21 protein-coding genes are annotated in these 16,298 nt (G+C 71.4%); 12 read left to right on the top strand and 9 right to left on the bottom strand.

The annotated features are described in order from the left end of the window. Positions 1 to 31: 31 nt before the first annotated feature. Both ABE488_RS11555 and ABE488_RS11550 read right to left on the bottom strand, forming a co-directional pair. On the bottom strand, positions 32 to 469 hold the full coding sequence (locus ABE488_RS11555) for a DUF86 domain-containing protein (RefSeq protein WP_346448488.1): 438 nt from the start codon (positions 467 to 469) through the stop codon (positions 32 to 34). Further along, positions 459 to 974 (bottom strand): nucleotidyltransferase domain-containing protein, encoded by a 516-nt coding sequence (locus ABE488_RS11550; RefSeq protein WP_346448487.1) that lies wholly within the window; start codon positions 972 to 974, stop codon positions 459 to 461. The genes ABE488_RS11555 and ABE488_RS11550 overlap by 11 nt, the downstream gene beginning before the upstream one ends. Before the next feature lie 246 nt (positions 975 to 1,220). On the opposite strand from ABE488_RS11550, the gene frmR reads away from it, so the two are divergent. From frmR to fghA, 4 genes are read left to right on the top strand one after another with little or no spacing between them, the layout of a single operon-like run. After that, entirely contained in the window at positions 1,221 to 1,493 is a 273-nt protein-coding gene (gene frmR / locus ABE488_RS11545) for a formaldehyde-responsive transcriptional repressor FrmR (protein ID WP_183424976.1), read from the top strand. Between the two features lie 51 nt (positions 1,494 to 1,544). Next, positions 1,545 to 2,654, top strand: a complete 1,110-nt coding sequence (locus ABE488_RS11540; protein ID WP_346448485.1) for an S-(hydroxymethyl)glutathione dehydrogenase/class III alcohol dehydrogenase — start codon at positions 1,545 to 1,547, stop codon at positions 2,652 to 2,654. Positions 2,655 to 2,663: 9 nt separating this feature from the next. After that, positions 2,664 to 3,008, top strand: coding sequence for a YqcC family protein (locus ABE488_RS11535; RefSeq protein WP_346448483.1), 345 nt, complete (start codon positions 2,664 to 2,666; stop codon positions 3,006 to 3,008). Between the two features lie 23 nt (positions 3,009 to 3,031). Then, on the top strand, positions 3,032 to 3,862 hold the full coding sequence (fghA, locus tag ABE488_RS11530) for an S-formylglutathione hydrolase (RefSeq protein WP_346448481.1): 831 nt from the start codon (positions 3,032 to 3,034) through the stop codon (positions 3,860 to 3,862). Positions 3,863 to 4,049: 187 nt separating this feature from the next. Here the strand turns inward: fghA and ABE488_RS11525 are convergent, their stop codons facing one another. Further along, positions 4,050 to 4,538, bottom strand: a complete 489-nt coding sequence (locus ABE488_RS11525; RefSeq protein WP_346441900.1) for a hypothetical protein — start codon at positions 4,536 to 4,538, stop codon at positions 4,050 to 4,052. Between the two features lie 44 nt (positions 4,539 to 4,582). Next, positions 4,583 to 5,314, bottom strand: a complete 732-nt coding sequence (locus tag ABE488_RS11520; protein WP_346448480.1) for a double zinc ribbon domain-containing protein — start codon at positions 5,312 to 5,314, stop codon at positions 4,583 to 4,585. Positions 5,315 to 5,363: 49 nt separating this feature from the next. Here ABE488_RS11520 and bioB point away from each other — a divergent pair, with 49 nt between their 5' ends. From bioB to bioC, 5 genes are all read left to right on the top strand, one after another. After that, the gene (gene bioB / locus ABE488_RS11515; RefSeq protein ID WP_346441898.1) at positions 5,364 to 6,437 is read left to right on the top strand and encodes a biotin synthase BioB; all 1,074 of its coding nucleotides are present in this window, start codon (positions 5,364 to 5,366) and stop codon (positions 6,435 to 6,437) included. 27 nt (positions 6,438 to 6,464) lie between these two features. Next, positions 6,465 to 7,673, top strand: coding sequence for an 8-amino-7-oxononanoate synthase (gene bioF, locus ABE488_RS11510; protein ID WP_346448478.1), 1,209 nt, complete (start codon positions 6,465 to 6,467; stop codon positions 7,671 to 7,673). After that, complete coding sequence (locus tag ABE488_RS11505; RefSeq protein ID WP_346441896.1) at positions 7,670 to 8,674, top strand: multidrug resistance efflux transporter family protein; 1,005 nt, start codon at positions 7,670 to 7,672, stop codon at positions 8,672 to 8,674. The genes bioF and ABE488_RS11505 overlap by 4 nt, the downstream gene beginning before the upstream one ends. A 68-nt stretch (positions 8,675 to 8,742) precedes the next feature. Further along, positions 8,743 to 9,510 carry a pimeloyl-ACP methyl ester esterase BioH gene (bioH, locus tag ABE488_RS11500; RefSeq protein WP_346448558.1) on the top strand — a complete coding sequence of 256 codons (768 nt, stop codon included), beginning with the start codon at positions 8,743 to 8,745 and terminating at the stop codon, positions 9,508 to 9,510. Between the two features lie 36 nt (positions 9,511 to 9,546). Beyond that, positions 9,547 to 10,446, top strand: coding sequence for a malonyl-ACP O-methyltransferase BioC (gene bioC / locus ABE488_RS11495; RefSeq protein ID WP_346448476.1), 900 nt, complete (start codon positions 9,547 to 9,549; stop codon positions 10,444 to 10,446). 21 nt (positions 10,447 to 10,467) lie between these two features. Here bioC and ABE488_RS11490 read toward each other — a convergent pair whose 3' ends face one another. After that, entirely contained in the window at positions 10,468 to 10,833 is a 366-nt protein-coding gene (locus ABE488_RS11490) for an SDR family NAD(P)-dependent oxidoreductase (RefSeq protein WP_346448474.1), read from the bottom strand. Between the two features lie 151 nt (positions 10,834 to 10,984). Between ABE488_RS11490 and ABE488_RS11485 the strand changes: the two genes are divergently transcribed. Both ABE488_RS11485 and ABE488_RS11480 read left to right on the top strand, forming a co-directional pair. Next, on the top strand, positions 10,985 to 11,617 hold the full coding sequence (locus ABE488_RS11485; RefSeq protein WP_346448556.1) for a YitT family protein: 633 nt from the start codon (positions 10,985 to 10,987) through the stop codon (positions 11,615 to 11,617). 72 nt (positions 11,618 to 11,689) lie between these two features. Then, a complete protein-coding gene (locus tag ABE488_RS11480; protein WP_346448472.1) occupies positions 11,690 to 12,295 on the top strand; it encodes a hypothetical protein in 606 nt (201 codons plus the stop codon). Positions 12,296 to 12,348: 53 nt separating this feature from the next. Here ABE488_RS11480 and ABE488_RS11475 read toward each other — a convergent pair whose 3' ends face one another. From ABE488_RS11475 to ABE488_RS11460, 4 genes are all read right to left on the bottom strand, one after another. After that, on the bottom strand, positions 12,349 to 12,951 hold the full coding sequence (locus ABE488_RS11475) for a cytochrome b (RefSeq protein ID WP_346441891.1): 603 nt from the start codon (positions 12,949 to 12,951) through the stop codon (positions 12,349 to 12,351). Next, complete coding sequence (locus tag ABE488_RS11470; RefSeq protein ID WP_346448470.1) at positions 12,951 to 13,562, bottom strand: TetR/AcrR family transcriptional regulator; 612 nt, start codon at positions 13,560 to 13,562, stop codon at positions 12,951 to 12,953. Before ABE488_RS11470 ends, ABE488_RS11475 begins: the two co-directional genes overlap by 1 nt. Positions 13,563 to 13,829: 267 nt before the next feature. Continuing rightward, positions 13,830 to 14,453 (bottom strand): YdcF family protein, encoded by a 624-nt coding sequence (locus tag ABE488_RS11465; RefSeq protein WP_346441889.1) that lies wholly within the window; start codon positions 14,451 to 14,453, stop codon positions 13,830 to 13,832. Continuing rightward, positions 14,450 to 15,430, bottom strand: a complete 981-nt coding sequence (locus tag ABE488_RS11460; RefSeq protein ID WP_346448468.1) for a pyridoxal-phosphate dependent enzyme — start codon at positions 15,428 to 15,430, stop codon at positions 14,450 to 14,452. Before ABE488_RS11460 ends, ABE488_RS11465 begins: the two co-directional genes overlap by 4 nt. Positions 15,431 to 15,563: 133 nt before the next feature. Between ABE488_RS11460 and ABE488_RS11455 the strand changes: the two genes are divergently transcribed. Continuing rightward, positions 15,564 to 16,223, top strand: a complete 660-nt coding sequence (locus ABE488_RS11455; RefSeq protein WP_346448466.1) for a hypothetical protein — start codon at positions 15,564 to 15,566, stop codon at positions 16,221 to 16,223. The last annotated feature ends 75 nt before the right edge of the window (positions 16,224 to 16,298 follow it).

Raw genomic sequence — 16,298 nt, 5'->3', positions numbered from 1 at the left:
CGGCTGTTTGCGGTGCATGCGCCTGCCGTGGTCAGTTCGACGCGCCGCCTTCGGTCTGTGCATCGCGCAACAGCAGTGCCTTGGCGTAGTCCTCGAACTCGACCAAATGGCGGGTGATGACCGCGATCGTGATCGGAAGTTGCAACGTCTGGTATTCGTGAACTGCAATATTGCGGTAGCCCACCATGCGTTGAAGCGCGCTGGCGAGATCGCCATCAATCCAGTTCGCGGCTGCGAGTAGGGCGAAGACATCGCGAGCGCTCTGGGGGATGCCGATGCGTTCGCGCCGGATCACGTGCTGACCCATGTCCAGCGCCGCCTCGCAGGCGCGCTGGATGTTCAGGATCGCGGCATCTTGGCGCGTGTAGTCGTCACCGAACGTCGCGGGATTGTGCGCGTACTCTTCGCGCGCCCTGCGGACGCAGCGCTCGATCGTCGCCGCCTTGTTCAACAGCACGTCATCGGCCATGAATGCGTCCCTCCCTGCGGATGTCCGACAGCAACCCGGCGCGCGCGCGATCGAGCTCCAGTTTCTCGCCGAGGACGGCGCATTCGAACAGACCCGCACGTACATCCGAGGCCCACCACCGTTCGCCGCGGGTCAGCACCTGGTGCTGCATGACCGTCGATGCACGTCGCAGGTCCAACAGATCCACATCGCAGCCGACCGTCCCGGCCAGATCGCCTGCCAACTGCCACAAGGCCACCGGCTCGGCATAGCCCTCGACCAGGACGGCGAGGTCCAGGTCGCTGTGCGACTCCGCCTGTCCGTTGACCCGGCTACCGAAGGCATAGATGCCGAGCAGACCCGGCACGCGACGTCGAAGCGTCTCGATGATCGATTGCTTGTCCATGCTGTGGTACGAGGAGCGGGGCACCAGTGTAAACAAGCCGGTCTGTAAGCGGGGGTTACGGCGCTGCGAGCGGTCCAGGGGTCGACCATGCGGTCGAAGCCGCGTGAGTTCGATGAACATCAAGCATGGTCGACGCATTGGGCGAGGGCTTGTCGTTGTGAACAATGCACGTCTGGGGCGAAGCCACGACATCGAGGCGAAGAAGTTCGTGCCGCAAGCAGTCCTATCGATGGCGGCGCTACAGCCTCTCGGCCACGTGCAGTCGCACGGCCTGAGGTGGCCAGAGGCATGCATGCCAGGGCGGCTTGCACGCGCCTGTCGGCTTCGCGATATACTCCACCCCAGTACCAAGCCCGCAGGCCGACCATGCCCCATTCGCCCGAGGAAAAGAAGCGTGTGCTCGCCCGTGTGCGCCGCATGCGCGGCCAGCTCGACGCGCTCGAGCGCGCGCTCGAAGCCGGGGCCGATTGCGCGCCGGTGCTCCAGCAGCTCGCCGCGATCCGCGGCGCGGTCAACGGCCTGATGGCCGGTGTGCTCGAAAGTCACCTGCGCGAAGAGCTCGCCGGGGCCAGCAGTGCCGACCGGCGGCAGGCCTCGATCGACGACGCCATCGCGCTGGTCCGCTCCTACCTGCGCTGAGCGGCCCATCGCCTGCGTGTTCCTTTTCTGACGTTCCCTGGAGTCATCGCCATGAAATCCCGTGCTGCTGTCGCCTTCGCCCCCGGGCAACCGCTGAAGATCGTCGAGATCGACGTCGCGCCGCCCAAGGCGGGCGAGGTGCTGGTGAAGATCACCCACACCGGTGTCTGCCACACCGACGCGTTCACGCTGTCGGGCGACGATCCGGAAGGGCTGTTCCCCGCGGTGCTCGGCCATGAGGGCGCGGGCATCGTCGTCGAAGTGGGCGAGGGCGTGACCTCGGTCAAGCCGGGCGATCACGTGATTCCGCTCTACACCGCAGAGTGCGGCGAGTGCTTGTTCTGCAAGTCGGGCAAGACCAACCTGTGTGTCGCCGTGCGCGCCACGCAGGGCAAGGGCGTGATGCCCGACGGCACCACGCGCTTCTCGTACAACGGCGAGCCGATCTACCACTACATGGGCTGTTCGACGTTCAGTGAGTACACCGTCGTCGCCGAGGTCTCGCTGGCGAAGATCAATCCCGACGCCAACCCCGAACATGTCTGCCTGCTCGGCTGCGGCGTGACCACCGGCATCGGCGCGGTGCACAACACCGCCAAGGTGCAGGAAGGCGACAGTGTGGCCGTGTTCGGCCTGGGCGGTATCGGCCTGGCGGTGATCCAGGGCGCGCGCCAGGCCAAGGCCGGGCGCATCATCGCCATCGACACCAATCCGTCGAAGTTCGAGCTGGCGCGCGAGTTCGGTGCCACCGACTGCGTCAACCCGAAGGACTTCGAGCAGCCGATCCAGCAGGTGATCGTCGAAATGACCGGCTGGGGCGTGGACCATTCGTTCGAGTGCATCGGCAACGTCAACGTGATGCGCGCCGCGCTCGAATGTGCGCACCGCGGCTGGGGCCAGAGCGTGATCATCGGCGTCGCCGGCGCGGGCCAGGAGATCAGCACGCGGCCGTTCCAGCTGGTCACCGGGCGCAAGTGGCTCGGCACCGCGTTCGGTGGGGTCAAGGGCCGCTCGCAGCTGCCGGGCATGGTCGAGGACGCGATGAAGGGCGAGATCGAACTCGCGCCGTTCGTGACCCACACCATGGATCTGGACGCGATCAACGACGCCTTCGACCTGATGCATGAAGGCAAGTCCATCCGCTCAGTGGTCCATTACTGAGTCGCGGCCGTGGGCTGGTTCGACGCCCGGCGTAGACCGCGTGAGGTCGATCCGCGCGCGGCCCTGGTCGAGCCGATCGAGCAGGCGCTGCGCGCGCTGGGCTGGGTCGAAGGCGAGGTGGGCGCGCCGCGCGCAGTGGATTCACCGTTCGGCCTCGACGAGATGCCGTTCGAGCATTGGTTGGCGCAGGTGTTCCTGCCACGCCTGCACGAGGCACGCGCCGGTGGCCAATGGCCACCGCGCAGTGACGTGGCAGTGGCCGCCCATCGCAATCTCGACGGGCAGCCCGATACCCAACCGCTGCTGCGCCTTCTCTCGCAGCTCGATGCACTGATCAATACACGGGCCGGCTAAAGGCCGGCATGCAGGAGCGCCTCATGCAACGCATCGAACATCGCGCCAGCTTCGGCGGCTGGCAGGACGTCTACGAACACGCCTCCGACACACTCGGCTGCACGATGCGGTTCGCAGTCTATCTGCCGCCGCAGGCCGAGCGCGGCCCGCTGCCGGTGCTGTACTGGCTCAGCGGCCTGACCTGCAACGAGCAGAACTTCATCACCAAGGCCGGTGCGCAGCGCTATGCCGCCGAGCATGGCGTGATCGTCGTTGCGCCTGACACCAGCCCGCGCGGCGAGGGCGTGGCCGACGCCGAGGGCTACGACCTCGGTCAGGGCGCCGGCTTCTACGTCGATGCCACGCAGGCGCCGTGGGCAGCGCACTACCGCATGCACGACTACATCGCGCGCGAACTGCCGGCGCTGATCGAAGCCCAGTTCCCGACCACCGATGCGCGCGCGATCAGCGGGCATTCGATGGGCGGCCACGGCGCGCTGGTGATCGCGCTCAAGCACCCCGGGCGCTACCGCAGCGTGTCGGCGTTCTCGCCGATCGTCGCGCCCAGCCAGGTGCCGTGGGGCGAGAAGGCGTTCTCGGCGTATCTCGGCGACGACCGCGCCGCCTGGCAGGCCTGGGACGCGACCGCGCTGGTGGCCACCGCGCGCGAGCGCCTGCCGCTGTTGATCGACCAGGGCGAGGCCGACGAGTTCCTCGACGGCCAACTGCGCCCGCACCTGCTGCAGGCCGCCTGCGCCGCCGCCGGCCATCCGCTCGAGCTGCGCATGCAGCCCGGCTACGACCACAGCTACTACTTCATCGCCAGCTTCATCGGCGACCACATCGCCCACCACGCCCGCGCGCTGCGCGGTTGACGGCCGGGCGTTGGCGGCGGGGCCGTGCGGTCGCCCCCACCCCAGCCCTCCCCCGCAGGCGGGGGAGGGAGCAATGCGCGAGCATTGCGCACGCCATCCAGTCCTCCTCACCCAATCGAGCGCTTTCCCAAAGTGCGCGCGCTTCGCTCCCTCCCCCGCCTGCGGGGGAGGGCTGGGGTGGGGGCAGCTACCGGTCGTCGCCGACCACCAACGCGCGACGCAGGCGTTCGGCGTCCTCGAGCGTGTCGGTCGACACCTGGAAGCCGTCAGAGAACGGGCCGGCGATACGTGCGGTGATCAGCAGTCTGTCGTTGGCGACCAGGCCCAGCTGCCGGGCGATATGGTTGGTGGTCAGTGCTTTGAGTCGGGCGGCGCCTGGCGGGGTGAGTTCGACCACGATCGCGGGACGATCGCCGAGAACCTCGGCGCGGACCGAGCGGACATCGGCGCCGGGGATCGTATCGACGTGGCGCAGGTGAAGTGTCCGGCCGTCGTCGGTGGTCCAGGCGCGGGTCGTCTCGCTGCCCGGCGGCGCATCGCGCGCGGGCTCCAGGTGCAATTCAATGTCGACATAGCGCTCGGAAACCGCGGACTCGGCGGGTCGCTCGACGCAACCGGACAGCGCGCCGAGCGCGGACAGGGCAAGCAGGAGGGGCAGCAGGCGTGCTCTCGACATGGGCAGGACCGTGTGGGGACGTCGGCCCATCCTACCTGCCGCGCTCACGGCACCCGCGCGCAGACCCAGGCGTCGACGCGGGCGACGCCGAGCCGGCGCAGCGCCCACGCCGCGGCATGCAGGGTCGCGCCGGTGGTCATGACGTCGTCGACCAGCGCGATGTGCGCGGGCAGCGGGCCACGGGCCGTGGCCACGAATGCGCCCCGGACATTGCGGCGCCGGCCCGGCGCATCGAGGCGGGACTGCGGCGCGGTCGCCCGGGACCGGCGCAACAGGTCGGCACGCAGCGGCAGCGCCAACGCGCGGGCCAGCGGACGCGCCAGTTCGAGCGCCTGGTCGTAGCCGCGGGCGCGCAGCCGCGCCGGATGCAGCGGCACCGGCACCAGCGCGTCGGGCCGCGGCCGCGCGGCCAGCGCCCGCGCCATCGATGCCGAGAGCAGGGCACCGGCGGCGAGGTCGTGATGGAACTTCAGCCGCGGCAGCAGGCGGTCGACCGGGAAGCCGTAGACGAAGGCCGCGTAGGTCGCATCGAGCGGCGGCGGGCGACGCAGGCAACCACCGCATAGCGTGTCGCCGGCCGCCAGCGGGACGGCGCAGCGCGCGCAGGCCGGCCCGGTCCACGGCAGCGCCGCCGCGCAGGCCGCGCACAGCGCGCGGCCGTCGTCGCCGCGTGCCTCGCATACCAGGCAGCGCGCCGCGAACAGCCGCCGCAGCCAGCGATGGGCACGGCGCTCGTCAACCAGCGAGGCCGGCGTCTGGTTGACAGCCTGCGTCATGCTTTCCAGACTGCCGGCCCTATCCCGCCGCGACCGTCGGAAAACCGCCATGTCCGTTGTCAGCCACGCCCGCGATACCGCCGGCCAGCCCATCCTGCGTCACGACTGGAGCCGTTCGGAGGTCGAGGCGCTGTTCGCGCTGCCGCTGACCGAGCTGCTGTTCCGCGCCGCGCAGGTGCATCGTGAGCACTTCGATCCGGCCGAGGTCCAGGTCAGCACGCTGCTGTCGGTCAAGACCGGCGGCTGCCCGGAGGACTGCGCCTACTGCCCGCAGGCCCAGCGTTACCACACCGGCGTCGATGCGACCAAGCTGATGGCCACCGAGGCGGTGCTGGAGAAGGCGCGCCAGGCCAAGGCCGCCGGCGCGACCCGCTTCTGCATGGGCGCGGCGTGGCGCTCGCCCAAGGACCGCGACATCCCGAAGGTCGCGGCGATGATCCGCGAGGTCAAAGCGCTGGGCCTGGAGACCTGCGCCACGCTGGGCATGCTCAGCGGCGAGCAGGCGCGCGCGCTCAAGGACGCGGGCCTGGACTACTACAACCACAACATCGACACCGACCCCGAGTACTACGACGCGATCATCCGCACGCGCGAGTTGCAGGACCGCTTCGACACCCTCGAGCACGTGCGCGAGGCGGGCCTGAAGACCTGCTGCGGCGGCATCGTCGGCATGGGCGAGAGCGGCCGCCAGCGCGCCGGTCTGCTGCGCACGCTGGCCAACCTGCCGGCGCATCCCGACTCGGTGCCGATCAACCGGCTGGTGCAGGTCGAAGGCACCCCGCTGCATGGCACCGAGCAGATCGACCCATTCGACTTCGTGCGCACGATCGCGGTCGCGCGGATCCTGATGCCGCGCTCGATGGTGCGGCTGTCGGCCGGGCGCCAGGACATGAGCGACGAGCTGCAGGCGATGTGCTTTTTGGCCGGCGCGAACTCGATCTTCTACGGCGAGCAGCTGCTGACCACCGGCAACCCCGACACCGAGCGCGACCTGGCGCTGTTCGCGCGGCTGGGCCTGCGGCCGATGCAGGTGATGGTCGATGCCGCCGATCACGACCACCCGGGCACCGTGCACGCCGACATCATCGAACTGCCGCAGCACCCGGCGAGCTGCGCGGCATGAAGCCGGCGCGCGCGGACGCGGGCGGCGATGTCGCCTGAGCGGCCCGACCTGCGCGAACGCGCGCGCGCGGCGCGGCTGGCGCGCGAGGCCCGCCACGCCCGCCGGCGGCGGCGCACGGTCGCGCGCCGCGACGGCATGCGCTGCGAGGTCGATGGCCGCTGGCTGCTGAACTTCTGTGGCAACGACTACCTCGGCCTGGCCCAGCATCCGGGCGTGGCGGCGGCGCTGCGCGATGCGGCGTCTGAGGACGGCGTCGGCAGTGGCGGCTCACACCTGGTCTGCGGTCATCACGCCCGCCATGTCGCGCTCGAGCGCGAGGTCGCCGACTGGCTGCAGGTGCCGGCGGCGTTGCTGCTGGGCAGCGGCTTTGCGGCCAACCTCGCGGTGCTGCAGGCGCTGCTGGGCGAGGACGATGCCTGCGTGCAGGACCGGCTCAACCACGCCAGCCTGATCGACGCTGCACGGCTGGCCGGTTGCCGGCTGCGCCGCTACCCGCACGGCGACGCGCAAGGCGCGCTGCGCCAGTTGCAGGGCCTGCCGGGCGGCGCGGCGCTGGTGGCCACTGACGGCGTTTTCAGCATGGACGGCGACATCGCGCCATTGCGTGCACTGGCCGCGGTCGCGCAGGCGCAGCAGGCGCTGCTGTACGTCGACGACGCGCACGGCATCGGCGTGTGCGGGCCCGATGGCCGCGGCAGCGTCGCCCAGGCCGGCCTCGGTGTCGACGCGGTGCCGCTGCAGTTGCTGACGCTGGGCAAGGCGCTCGGCGGCTACGGCGCGGTGGTGGCCGGCGATACCGACCTCGTCGCGCACCTGGCCGAAACCGCGCGGCCCTACGTCTACACCACCGCACTGCCGCCGGCGCAGGCCGCCGCGACGCTGGCCGCGGTGCGGCTGGCGCGCCACGAGCACTGGCGCCGCGAGCGGCTGGGCGCGCTGGTGCAGCGCTTGCGCGAACGCGCCGCGCGCGCGGGCCTGGACCTGATGCCGTCCGACACACCGATCCAGCCACTGCGCTGCGGCGACAACGCGACCGCGCTCGCGCTGTCGCAGGCACTCGATGCCGCCGGCTTCTGGGTCGCGGCGATCCGCCCGCCGACCGTGCCCGAGGGCCAGGCACGACTGCGCATCACGCTCGCCGCGACCCACGAGGACGCCCAGATCGACGCGCTGGTCGATGCGCTCGCCGCCGCGCGCGATGCGCTGGCACCGACAGCGTCTGCGATCCCGGCATGAGCACGCAGCCCCAAGACACCCGCCGCGCATTGCTGGCGGTGGCGATCGCACTCGCTTCGGCGCTGTTCTTCACGCTGACCTATGTGCTCAACCGCGCCAGCGCCAGCGGCGGCGGCCACTGGGCGTGGACCGCCTGCCTGCGCTACTTCATCACCCTGCCGCTGCTGCTGCCGCTGATGCCGTGGCAGGGTGGCACCGCGCCGGTCCTGCGTGCGATCGCCGCGCATCCGTGGGCGTGGCTGCGCTGCAGCGCGATCGGCTTCCTGGTGTTCTATTGCATGCTGTCGTTCGCCGCGTCCAGCGGCCCGGCGTGGCTGGTGGCGGGCAGCTTCCAGTTCACCGTGATCGCCGGCATGTTGTGCGCGCCGCTGCTCTATCGCGACGCCCGTCGCCGCGTGCCGCCGGCCGCGCTGGCGGTGGCGGCGGCGATCCTGGTCGGCGTGCTGCTGATGCAGTTCGGCCACGGCGGCGCGGGCCTGGATGCGGCGGGCTGGATCGCGCTGGCCTGCGTGCTGACCGCGGCGATCGCCTATCCCCTGGGCAACCGCCTGTTGTTGCTGCACCTGGAGCGCACCGGCGAGGACCTCAGCGCGACCCAGCGCGTGTTCGGTCTGACGCTGGCCAGCCAGCCGTTGTGGCTGGTGGTGGCGGCCTTCGCCTGGCACCAGGCCGGCCCGCCCGCGCTGTCGCAGGTCTGGCTGGCGGCGGGCGTGGCGCTGAGCGCCGGCGTGATCGCAACGATCCTGTTCTTCCAGGCCACCGGCATGGTCCGGCACAACCCGGTCGCGCTCGGCGCGGCCGAAGCGATGCAGGCGGCCGAACTGCTGTTCGCCGCGCTGCTGGGCGCGCTGTTCCTGCACGAGGCCTGGCCGCAGGGCCGGGCGCTGATCGGCGCGCTGGTGGTGACCGGCGGCATCGTCGCGTTCGCGCTGCTGGTCGCACGCCCGGCGGCCAGCAGCCCGCGCCGCACACGCGCGCTGCGCGGGGACAAGGGCGCATGACCCACGAAGGCACACCGACGATGCACGACATGCCCCCCGCGACCACGCTGCCCGACGAGGGCAGTGGCCTGCACATCGAGGTCTGCGGCGACGGGCCGCCGCTGGTGCTGTTGCACGGCTGGGCGATGCACGGCGGCGTGTTCGCGCCGCTGGTCGCGCGCCTGCGCGCCCACCGCACCGTCTACTGCGTGGACCTGCCGGGTCATGGACGCAGCCGCGAGGCCACCGTGCCGCTGGCGCTCGCCCCGGTGGTCGATGCGCTTGCGTCGCGGTTGCCGCCAGCGCCGTGGCTGGGCTGGTCGCTCGGTGGACTGTTCGCGCTACAGGCTGCGGCGAGCCGCCCGGGCACGGCGACCGCACTGGCCGTGCTGTGCGCCAGTCCGCGCTTCGTGCGCGGCGAAGACTGGGCCCACGGCATGGCGTCGGAGGTCTTCCGCGACTTCGCGCGCGGCCTGCGCGAGGACTACCGCGGCACGCTCGACCGCTTCATCGCGCTGGAAGCCTTCGGCTCGGACGATGCGCGCGGCGAGGTGCGCGCGCTGCGCGCTGAAGTCTTCGCCCGCGGCGAGCCGGCCGCGCATGCGCTCGTCGACGGGCTGCAGCTGCTGCGCAGCGTCGACCTGCGTGCGGCACTGCCCGGGCTCACCGTGCCGAGCCTGTGGCTGGCCGGTCGGCGCGACCGGCTGGTGGACCCGCAGGCGATGCACGCGGCCGCTGCGCAGGCCCCCGGCGCGCAGGCGCACACGATCGCGCACGCCGGCCACGCGCCGTTTTTGACCCACGCCGATGCCGTGGCCGAGCATCTGCTCGCGTTCCTGTCCACGGTCGCGGCCTAGCGCGCACCGTTTCCCCGCCCCCGAATCGCCGACCCCATGACCGCCATCTTCGATCGCACCCACGTCCGCCGGGCGTTTTCGCGCGCCTCGTCGAGCTACGCCGGCGCCGCCGCTCTGCAACGGCAGGTCGAGGCGCATCTGCTCGAGTCGCTGGACTATCTCGACGACCGCGTGCCCGGCTGCGTGCTCGATGTCGGCAGCGGCCCGGCGCATGCCGCGCTGGCGATGCGCGCGCGCTGGCCCAAGGCGCGCATCGTGGCGGTGGACCTGGCCTTGCCGATGCTGCAGCAGGCGCCGGTGCGCGCCGGCTGGCGCGACCGCCTCGGCCTGCAGCGCCCCGTCGACCGGGTCTGCGCCGATCTGCGCGCACTGCCGATCGCCGAGGACAGCGTCGACGTGCTGTTCTGCAACCTGTCGCTGCAATGGGTCGAGGACCTGGCGGCCGCGTTTGCCGGCTTTCGTCGGGTGCTGCGCCCCGACGGCCTGCTGCTGTGTTCGACCTTCGGCCCGCAGACGCTGATCGAACTGCGCGAGGCCTTCGGCCATGCCGACGAGGTGCCGCACGTCAGCCCGTTCGCGTCGATCGCCGAGTTTGGCGACGCGCTGATGCAGGCCGGCTTCCGCAATCCGGTGCTCGACCGCGAGGTCGCCGTCCACCATCACCCCGACATGGCCGCGCTGATGCGCGAGCTGCGCGCGGTCGGTGCGACCAACGCGCTGGCCGGTCGTCGTCGTGCGTTGACCGGACGCGCGCGCTTCGCCGCGGCCGCGGCGCACTACGAACAGTTCCGCGAGGCCGACGGCCTGCCGGCGAGTTGGGAATGGATCACCGCGATGGCCTGGGCGCCGCAGCCGGGGGCGCCGATCCGCGACGGCGGCGAGGAACTCGCGCGATTCCCGGCCAGCGCGATCCCGGTCCGCCGGCGACGCGACTGACGCCGCGCCGCCGGCGCAGGCTCAACCGGCCTCGGCCATCCAGGCCTCGGCGTCGGCGCCGGCCGCGATCCGCATCGGTGTCCCGGGCTCGGTCGTCGCCCGCCAGATCGCCTCGGCCACGTCCAAGGCCTGGGTGACCGGGCCGTCGGTCTCGCGGAAGCCGGTGAGCACGCGTTCGACCAGCGGCCCGTATGCGGGATGGTCGACGCCGCGCAGGTGCGCGCGTGCGTTCTCGCCGAAGCGCGTCTCCGGTGCCCGGCCGGGCAGGACCAGCCGCACGCGGATGCCCAGTGGTTCGACCTCGACGGCCAGCGATTCGGTCATCGCCTCGACCGCTGCCTTGCTGGCGCGATAGACGCCCAACAGCGGCAGCGGCCGCAGCGTCACTGACGTTGACCACGACGCGGGCGGGGTGCCGCGCGCAATGACGGCGATGGCCCGCAGGCGTTATGCTGCGCTGCAACAATATCCGGATCTCCCTTCTGTGTCCGCCAATTCCCGCCCTGGCGCGTTCGACCCCGTGCCCGACGCTGCCGAGGTGGCCGCGGCCGTGGCCGTGGCCGCCCCGGCGCCGCTGCCGCAGCGCCATACCGTCGCCGAAGATGTGCAGGGCCTGATCCTGGCCAGCCTGGTCAGTGCGCTGGGGATGTCGATCCTGGCCACCGGCGGCCTGATGGTCGGGGGCGTGGCCGGCATGGCGTTGTTGGCGCACTACGCGACCGGCGCGCATTTCGGCCTGTTGTTCGTGCTGCTCAACCTGCCGTTCTATTGGATCGCGGTGCGGCGCATGGGCTGGGAGTTCACCCTCAAGACCTTCCTCGCGGTCGGCGTGACCGGCGTCGTCGCCGACCTGATCCCGCGCATGGCACCGTTCGACTCGATGACGCCGCTGTTCTCGGCGGTGTTTGGCGGTGCGCTGGTCGGCATGGGGATCCTGTCGTTCATCCGCCACCGCGCCAGCCTGGGCGGCGTGGGCATCGTGGTGGTCTGGCTGCAGCGCAGCCGCGGCTGGAGTGCGGGCAAGCTGCAGCTGGGCTTCGACGCGGTGCTGATGCTGGTCTCGCTGACCGTACTGCCGCCCTCCAAAGTGCTGTACTCGGCGCTCGGCGTGCTGGTGCTCAACTTGGTGCTGCTGTTCAACCATCGGCCCGGGCGCTACATGGGCGCCTGAGCGCGGCGTTCATCCGCCGCCGCGCGCCACCGCCTAGACTCGGCGCCTCCTTCCCGCTACGTGGATGCCTTGATGCGCTGGCGCCCGACCGCTGTGCTGCTGTTGACCGCGTTGTGGCTGCCGGCGTCCGCGCAGCAGTACGAGATCGACCTGTCGCAGATCGATGCTGCCGCGGTGCTGTCGACGGGCAGCGATGTCCTGCGGCGCGCCGCGCCCGAGGCCATCGACGGGCTGTTCCAGGCGGTCCTGCACGCCTCGCGCGAACCCGGCGAAGCGCGGGCGTTGTGCGATCTGTTCGAGCCCGACGCTGCGCGCGACCTGGCCGCGTTCCAGCGCACCGTCGACCGGCTCGGACCGGCCAGCCGCAATCGCTTCGCCAATGCCTTCACCAACGTCGCGCTGACCGGCCTCCAAGGTCAGCCGCAGGCCTTCGATCCGGCCGCCGCGCAACAGGTGCTGCGCGCCGCGGCGGTGACCGCGACGCTGCTGCACGACGGCTTCATGCTCGGGCTCACTTCGACCGGGACCGACGAGGCCAGCCGGGCAGGGCGCTGCCGCGCATTCCGGCAGATGGTCGACGTGCTCAAGGACCAGCCGCAGCCCCAGCGCGTGCTCGCGACCCGCTGGCTGCTGGCCGAGGGCCTGACCCTGGTGGCCGACGGCCAGCCTGCACGCTGACGCCCGCAGCGGCGGCCTGCTTCGCCATCGACGGTGCGCCGACGCGGGACGGGTCAGCGGCGCGTCGCGCGTCCGCTACGAGCACCGGGCCACATGCGCAACAGCACGTCGTCGCGGCGGATCCAGTGGTGATGCAGGGCGGCTGCGACATGGCCGAGCACGATCACCCAGACCACCCACTTGCCCAGCGCGTGGTGGATCACGTCGATCGGCGCCTCGAAGGCCTCCCACGACAGCTGCCATGTCGATGACAGCCACTGGAAAGCGGCGGTCTCGTTGAAGCCAGGCACCACGAACAAGCCGAAGTCGGTCGGCGCCCCGGTGCCGAGATAACCGGTGAGCGGCATGACGATCATGCAGGCGTAGAGCAGCCAGTGCGCGGTTTCGGCAAGCCAGTGCTCGGCCCGCGAGGCCGCCGGTGGGGCGGGCGTGACATTGCACGCCCGCCACAGCAAGCGAGGGAGGACCAGGAAGCCGACGAGCAAGCCGAGCGCCCAGTGGATGTTGAGGACGGGCAACGAGGCCGGCGAGGTGTCGTCCATGCACCAGATCACGACGTACACCACAAGGTAGGCGCCGATGAACGCGGCCGCGGTGGTCCAGTGGAACAGCTTGGCGATCGCGCCGAAGCGCGTCGCGGTGTTCGACCATTGCATCATCGAATCGGCCCTTGGGGCGGGGGGAGAAGGATCGCGTCGAGCACGCGATGGAGTGTTCGCAGCGCCTCCGCCAGGCGGTCTGCCTGGGCGTCGTCTGACTCGGCGATCCAGAACGCAGCTTCAGTGACCGCGCCGTAGATCATTCGCGCCGCGGCGGGGGCCGCCACGGGCGCTACGGTGCCCGCGTCCACCAGCGTATGCAGCGCCGTTTCGAGCGTGAGGATGGCCGCCGATTGCGCGGCCGCCGGGACATCGCCAAAGACTGCGCGGGTGTCCTGCAGCACGATTCGTCGGATCTCCGGTTCGAGTGCGAATTCCAGGTAAGCGCAGCACCGGCGCCGGAACCCCTCCAGGGGCGTGCCGGCGGCTGCACCGATGGCCTCCAGGCGCAGCGCGACCTCGCCCTCGATTTGCTCGACCACCGCGCGCAGCAACCCTTCCTTGCTGCCGAAGTGGTGATAGAGCGCGCCCCGCGTCAGGCCTGCCTTGGCGGTGAACGCATCCATTGAGGTCTGCGCATAGCCGACCTGTGCGAACGCCTGACGCGCGCTGGCAATCAGCAGTGCACGGGTCTGCGCCATCATGGCCTGGCGGGTCTGGCGCGGCATCGCGACGGGTCAGTGGGATTGGGATGCGGATCATCTTTCACATACGTTGCGTATGTCAAAGGGGCGGCGCCGATCCTCGCGCGTGACGTTCAGCGGCGGCGCGGTCGATCGACACGCATCTGCGGGCCACAGCGAAGCCGGCGATTGACCCACAACGCCCGGTGCGTGGAGCGCGCCTGTGCGTCGCGCCTCAGACGATCTGCGCGCCGGTGCTCGAGTTGTCGCTGCCTTCAACCAGCGCGAGTACCGCGGCCGAATGGGTTTCGGTCATGCAGCTAGCTTGCGAACGATCGACTCGTAGAGATCGCGGTGGAAGAAGTACACCTCGCGCAGCAGGAACTCGCGTTGGGTGCGGAAGGTGCGAAAACGCGTCGACGGGGTCGGCGAACCGAGCGCGTCGATGCCGAGTCGGCGGCTGGCGCGCAGGGCGCGCGCCATGTGCAGCGGGTCGCTCACCACGATGACCCGATGCAGGTCGTGCTCGCGCATCAGCCGCTGCGCTTCGACCAGGTTCTCGACCGTGGTGCGCGAGCGCGACTCGGTCAGGATCGCCGAGGCCGGGATATCGCGGCGCAACGCATAGCGGCGTGCGACCTGCGCCTCGGAGAACCGCGCCTTGGCGCCGCCGTAGCCGCCGGTGAAGATCAGCACCGGCGCATGGCCGGCGCGGTAGAGATCCAGGCCATGGTCGATGCGCGCCTCGAACACCGGCGAGGGCACCGCGTCATAGGCGGCCGCGCCCAGCACCACGATCGCGTCCGCCGGCCCGGCCTCGTCGCGGCTGCCCACATGCACGATCCAGCCCGCGACGCCGGCCAGCCAGGCGACCAGCAGCAGCGCGATCCAGACGCACAGGCGCAGCAGCGGGCGACGTCGACGCCGCTGGCTCATGGCCGCCACGGCAGCCGGTCCGGATCGACGTTGCCGCCGCTGAGCACGATGCCGACGCGACGGCCGGCGAAGCGTGCCGGCGCGCCCAGCACCGCGGCCAGCGCGATGGCCGACGACGGCTCGACCAGCTGCTTGGTGTGCACGGCGATCCGCCGCGCGGCGGCCACGGTGTCGGCATCGTCGACCGCCAGCACCTCGACCGGCTGGCCGCGCTCGATGCCGTGGCGCGAGAGGATCTCGAAGTTCGGCGCGCCCAGCAGCCCGCGCAGGCCGTCACAGACCGTATCGGGCACCAGGTCGTGCACACGCGTGCCCTGCTGCAGCGAGCGCAGGGTGTCGTCGGCGCCGCGCGGCTCGGCCAGCACCAGCCGGGTCTGCGGCGCGGCGTGCGCGATCGCCAACGCGGTACCGGCCGCCAGCCCGCCGCCGCCGACCGGCACCACCAGATCGTCGAGTGGCCCGGCCGCATGCAGCAGTTCGAGTGCGGCCGTGCCCTGGCCCGCGATCACCTGCGTATCGGCATACGGATGCACGAGTGTGGCGCCGGTCTGCGCGCGGACCTGTTCGCAGGTGCGCTCGCGGTCGGCCAGCGTCGGCGCGCAGTGGTGCAACACCGCGCCGTAGCTGGCGATCGCCGCCAGCTTGGTCGCCACCGCACCCTCGGGCACCACGACATGGCAGGCGATGCCGCGCAGATGCGCGGCCAGGGCGAGTGCTGCGCCGTGATTGCCGGACGAATGGGTGACCACCCCGCGCACCGCGATCGAAGGGTCCAGCGCCAGCACCGCATTGCAGGCGCCGCGGAACTTGAACGCGCCTGCGCGCTGCAGATGTTCGGCCTTGAAATGCAGCGCGCAACCGGCGGCTGCATCGATCACCCGGCTGCGCAGCACCGGTGTGAGATGGGCGACCGGCGCGAGCCGGGCAGCTGCGGCGAGCAGGGCGTTGGCGTCGGGCAAGGGCAGGGCGGCATGCATCGCGACAGCGTAGCCGAGCGGCCTTGCGGATTCACGATCCAACCTGACCGTGTCGCGTGGCGGACCGGCGCCCTTAAGGGCCGATTCAATGGGCGCGGCCGAAGCTGGACCCCTTATCGACCGGGGGACCGCCATGATCCGCAAGGGATTGATCCTCGTCGCCTGTCTCACCCTCGCCGGTTGCGCCAGTTATGGCTACCGCGGCGGTAGCGGCGACTACTACTACGGCGCGCCCGGCACGGTGTATCGCAGCTATGGCGCGCCCTATGGCAGCGTCGGCTATGGCCGCTATTCGGGCTGGTACGGCGGTGCGGGGTACGGCGCGCCGTACTACGGCACCCGGCCCTACGGCACCCGGCCCTACGGGTATGGCTACGGCGGCGGCTACTACCGGCCGCCGCCGGTGATCGTGCGCCCGGTCGTGCCCGGTCGCCCTGGATACGGACACGGACACGGACGACCCGGATACCGGCCGCCGCACGGCCACGGGCCTGGCCGCCCGGGCTGGGGCGATGGCCGACCCGGTGTCGGCCGCCCGGATCGGCCCGGACGCCCCGACACCGATCGCCCGGGTCGCCCGGGTGGGCACTGGGGCGGCCGCCCCGGCGGCGGCGACGGCCGTCCCGGCCACAGCGGCCCGCGTCCGGGCTACCGCCCGCCACCGCAGGCGCGCCCGCCGGAGCAGCGTCCCCCGAGCCGTCCGCCGCAAAGCCGTCCGCCAAGCAGCGACACCCCGCGCCCGGCCCCACGCGAGCGTGCCGGCTACCGCCGCCCCGACCAGCGCGTCCCCTGATCGGCCCAAAAACCGGGGTCAGAGTCGCTTTTCGCCTAGACATCGCGCCATGTCGTCAGCAACGCATGCGCGAAA

Origin of the sequence: Luteimonas sp. TWI662 (assembly GCF_039673825.1) — a bacterium.
In the GTDB taxonomy this organism is placed as follows: Bacteria; Pseudomonadota; Gammaproteobacteria; order Xanthomonadales; family Xanthomonadaceae; genus Luteimonas.
The sequence above is the reverse complement of the archived record's forward strand: the minus strand, read 5'-3'. Positions and strand labels throughout refer to the sequence as shown.

Bases quoted from the DNA above. Each gene is read 5' to 3' on its own strand.
- ABE488_RS11470 (WP_346448470.1), bottom strand. From the start codon at position 13,562: ATGCCGCGCCAGACCCGCCAGGCCATGATGGCGCAGACCCGTGCACTG.
- fghA (WP_346448481.1), top strand. From the start codon at position 3,032: ATGCAACGCATCGAACATCGCGCCAGCTTCGGCGGCTGGCAGGACGTC.
- bioC (WP_346448476.1), top strand. From the start codon at position 9,547: ATGACCGCCATCTTCGATCGCACCCACGTCCGCCGGGCGTTTTCGCGC.
- ABE488_RS11520 (WP_346448480.1), bottom strand. From the start codon at position 5,314: ATGACGCAGGCTGTCAACCAGACGCCGGCCTCGCTGGTTGACGAGCGC.
- ABE488_RS11460 (WP_346448468.1), bottom strand. From the start codon at position 15,430: ATGCATGCCGCCCTGCCCTTGCCCGACGCCAACGCCCTGCTCGCCGCA.
- ABE488_RS11465 (WP_346441889.1), bottom strand. From the start codon at position 14,453: ATGAGCCAGCGGCGTCGACGTCGCCCGCTGCTGCGCCTGTGCGTCTGG.
- ABE488_RS11455 (WP_346448466.1), top strand. From the start codon at position 15,564: ATGATCCGCAAGGGATTGATCCTCGTCGCCTGTCTCACCCTCGCCGGT.
- ABE488_RS11525 (WP_346441900.1), bottom strand. From the start codon at position 4,538: ATGTCGAGAGCACGCCTGCTGCCCCTCCTGCTTGCCCTGTCCGCGCTC.
- ABE488_RS11475 (WP_346441891.1), bottom strand. From the start codon at position 12,951: ATGCAATGGTCGAACACCGCGACGCGCTTCGGCGCGATCGCCAAGCTG.
- frmR (WP_183424976.1), top strand. From the start codon at position 1,221: ATGCCCCATTCGCCCGAGGAAAAGAAGCGTGTGCTCGCCCGTGTGCGC.
- bioB (WP_346441898.1), top strand. From the start codon at position 5,364: ATGTCCGTTGTCAGCCACGCCCGCGATACCGCCGGCCAGCCCATCCTG.
- ABE488_RS11480 (WP_346448472.1), top strand. From the start codon at position 11,690: ATGCGCTGGCGCCCGACCGCTGTGCTGCTGTTGACCGCGTTGTGGCTG.
- bioF (WP_346448478.1), top strand. From the start codon at position 6,465: ATGTCGCCTGAGCGGCCCGACCTGCGCGAACGCGCGCGCGCGGCGCGG.
- ABE488_RS11540 (WP_346448485.1), top strand. From the start codon at position 1,545: ATGAAATCCCGTGCTGCTGTCGCCTTCGCCCCCGGGCAACCGCTGAAG.
- ABE488_RS11555 (WP_346448488.1), bottom strand. From the start codon at position 469: ATGGCCGATGACGTGCTGTTGAACAAGGCGGCGACGATCGAGCGCTGC.
- ABE488_RS11505 (WP_346441896.1), top strand. From the start codon at position 7,670: ATGAGCACGCAGCCCCAAGACACCCGCCGCGCATTGCTGGCGGTGGCG.
- ABE488_RS11550 (WP_346448487.1), bottom strand. From the start codon at position 974: ATGTTCATCGAACTCACGCGGCTTCGACCGCATGGTCGACCCCTGGAC.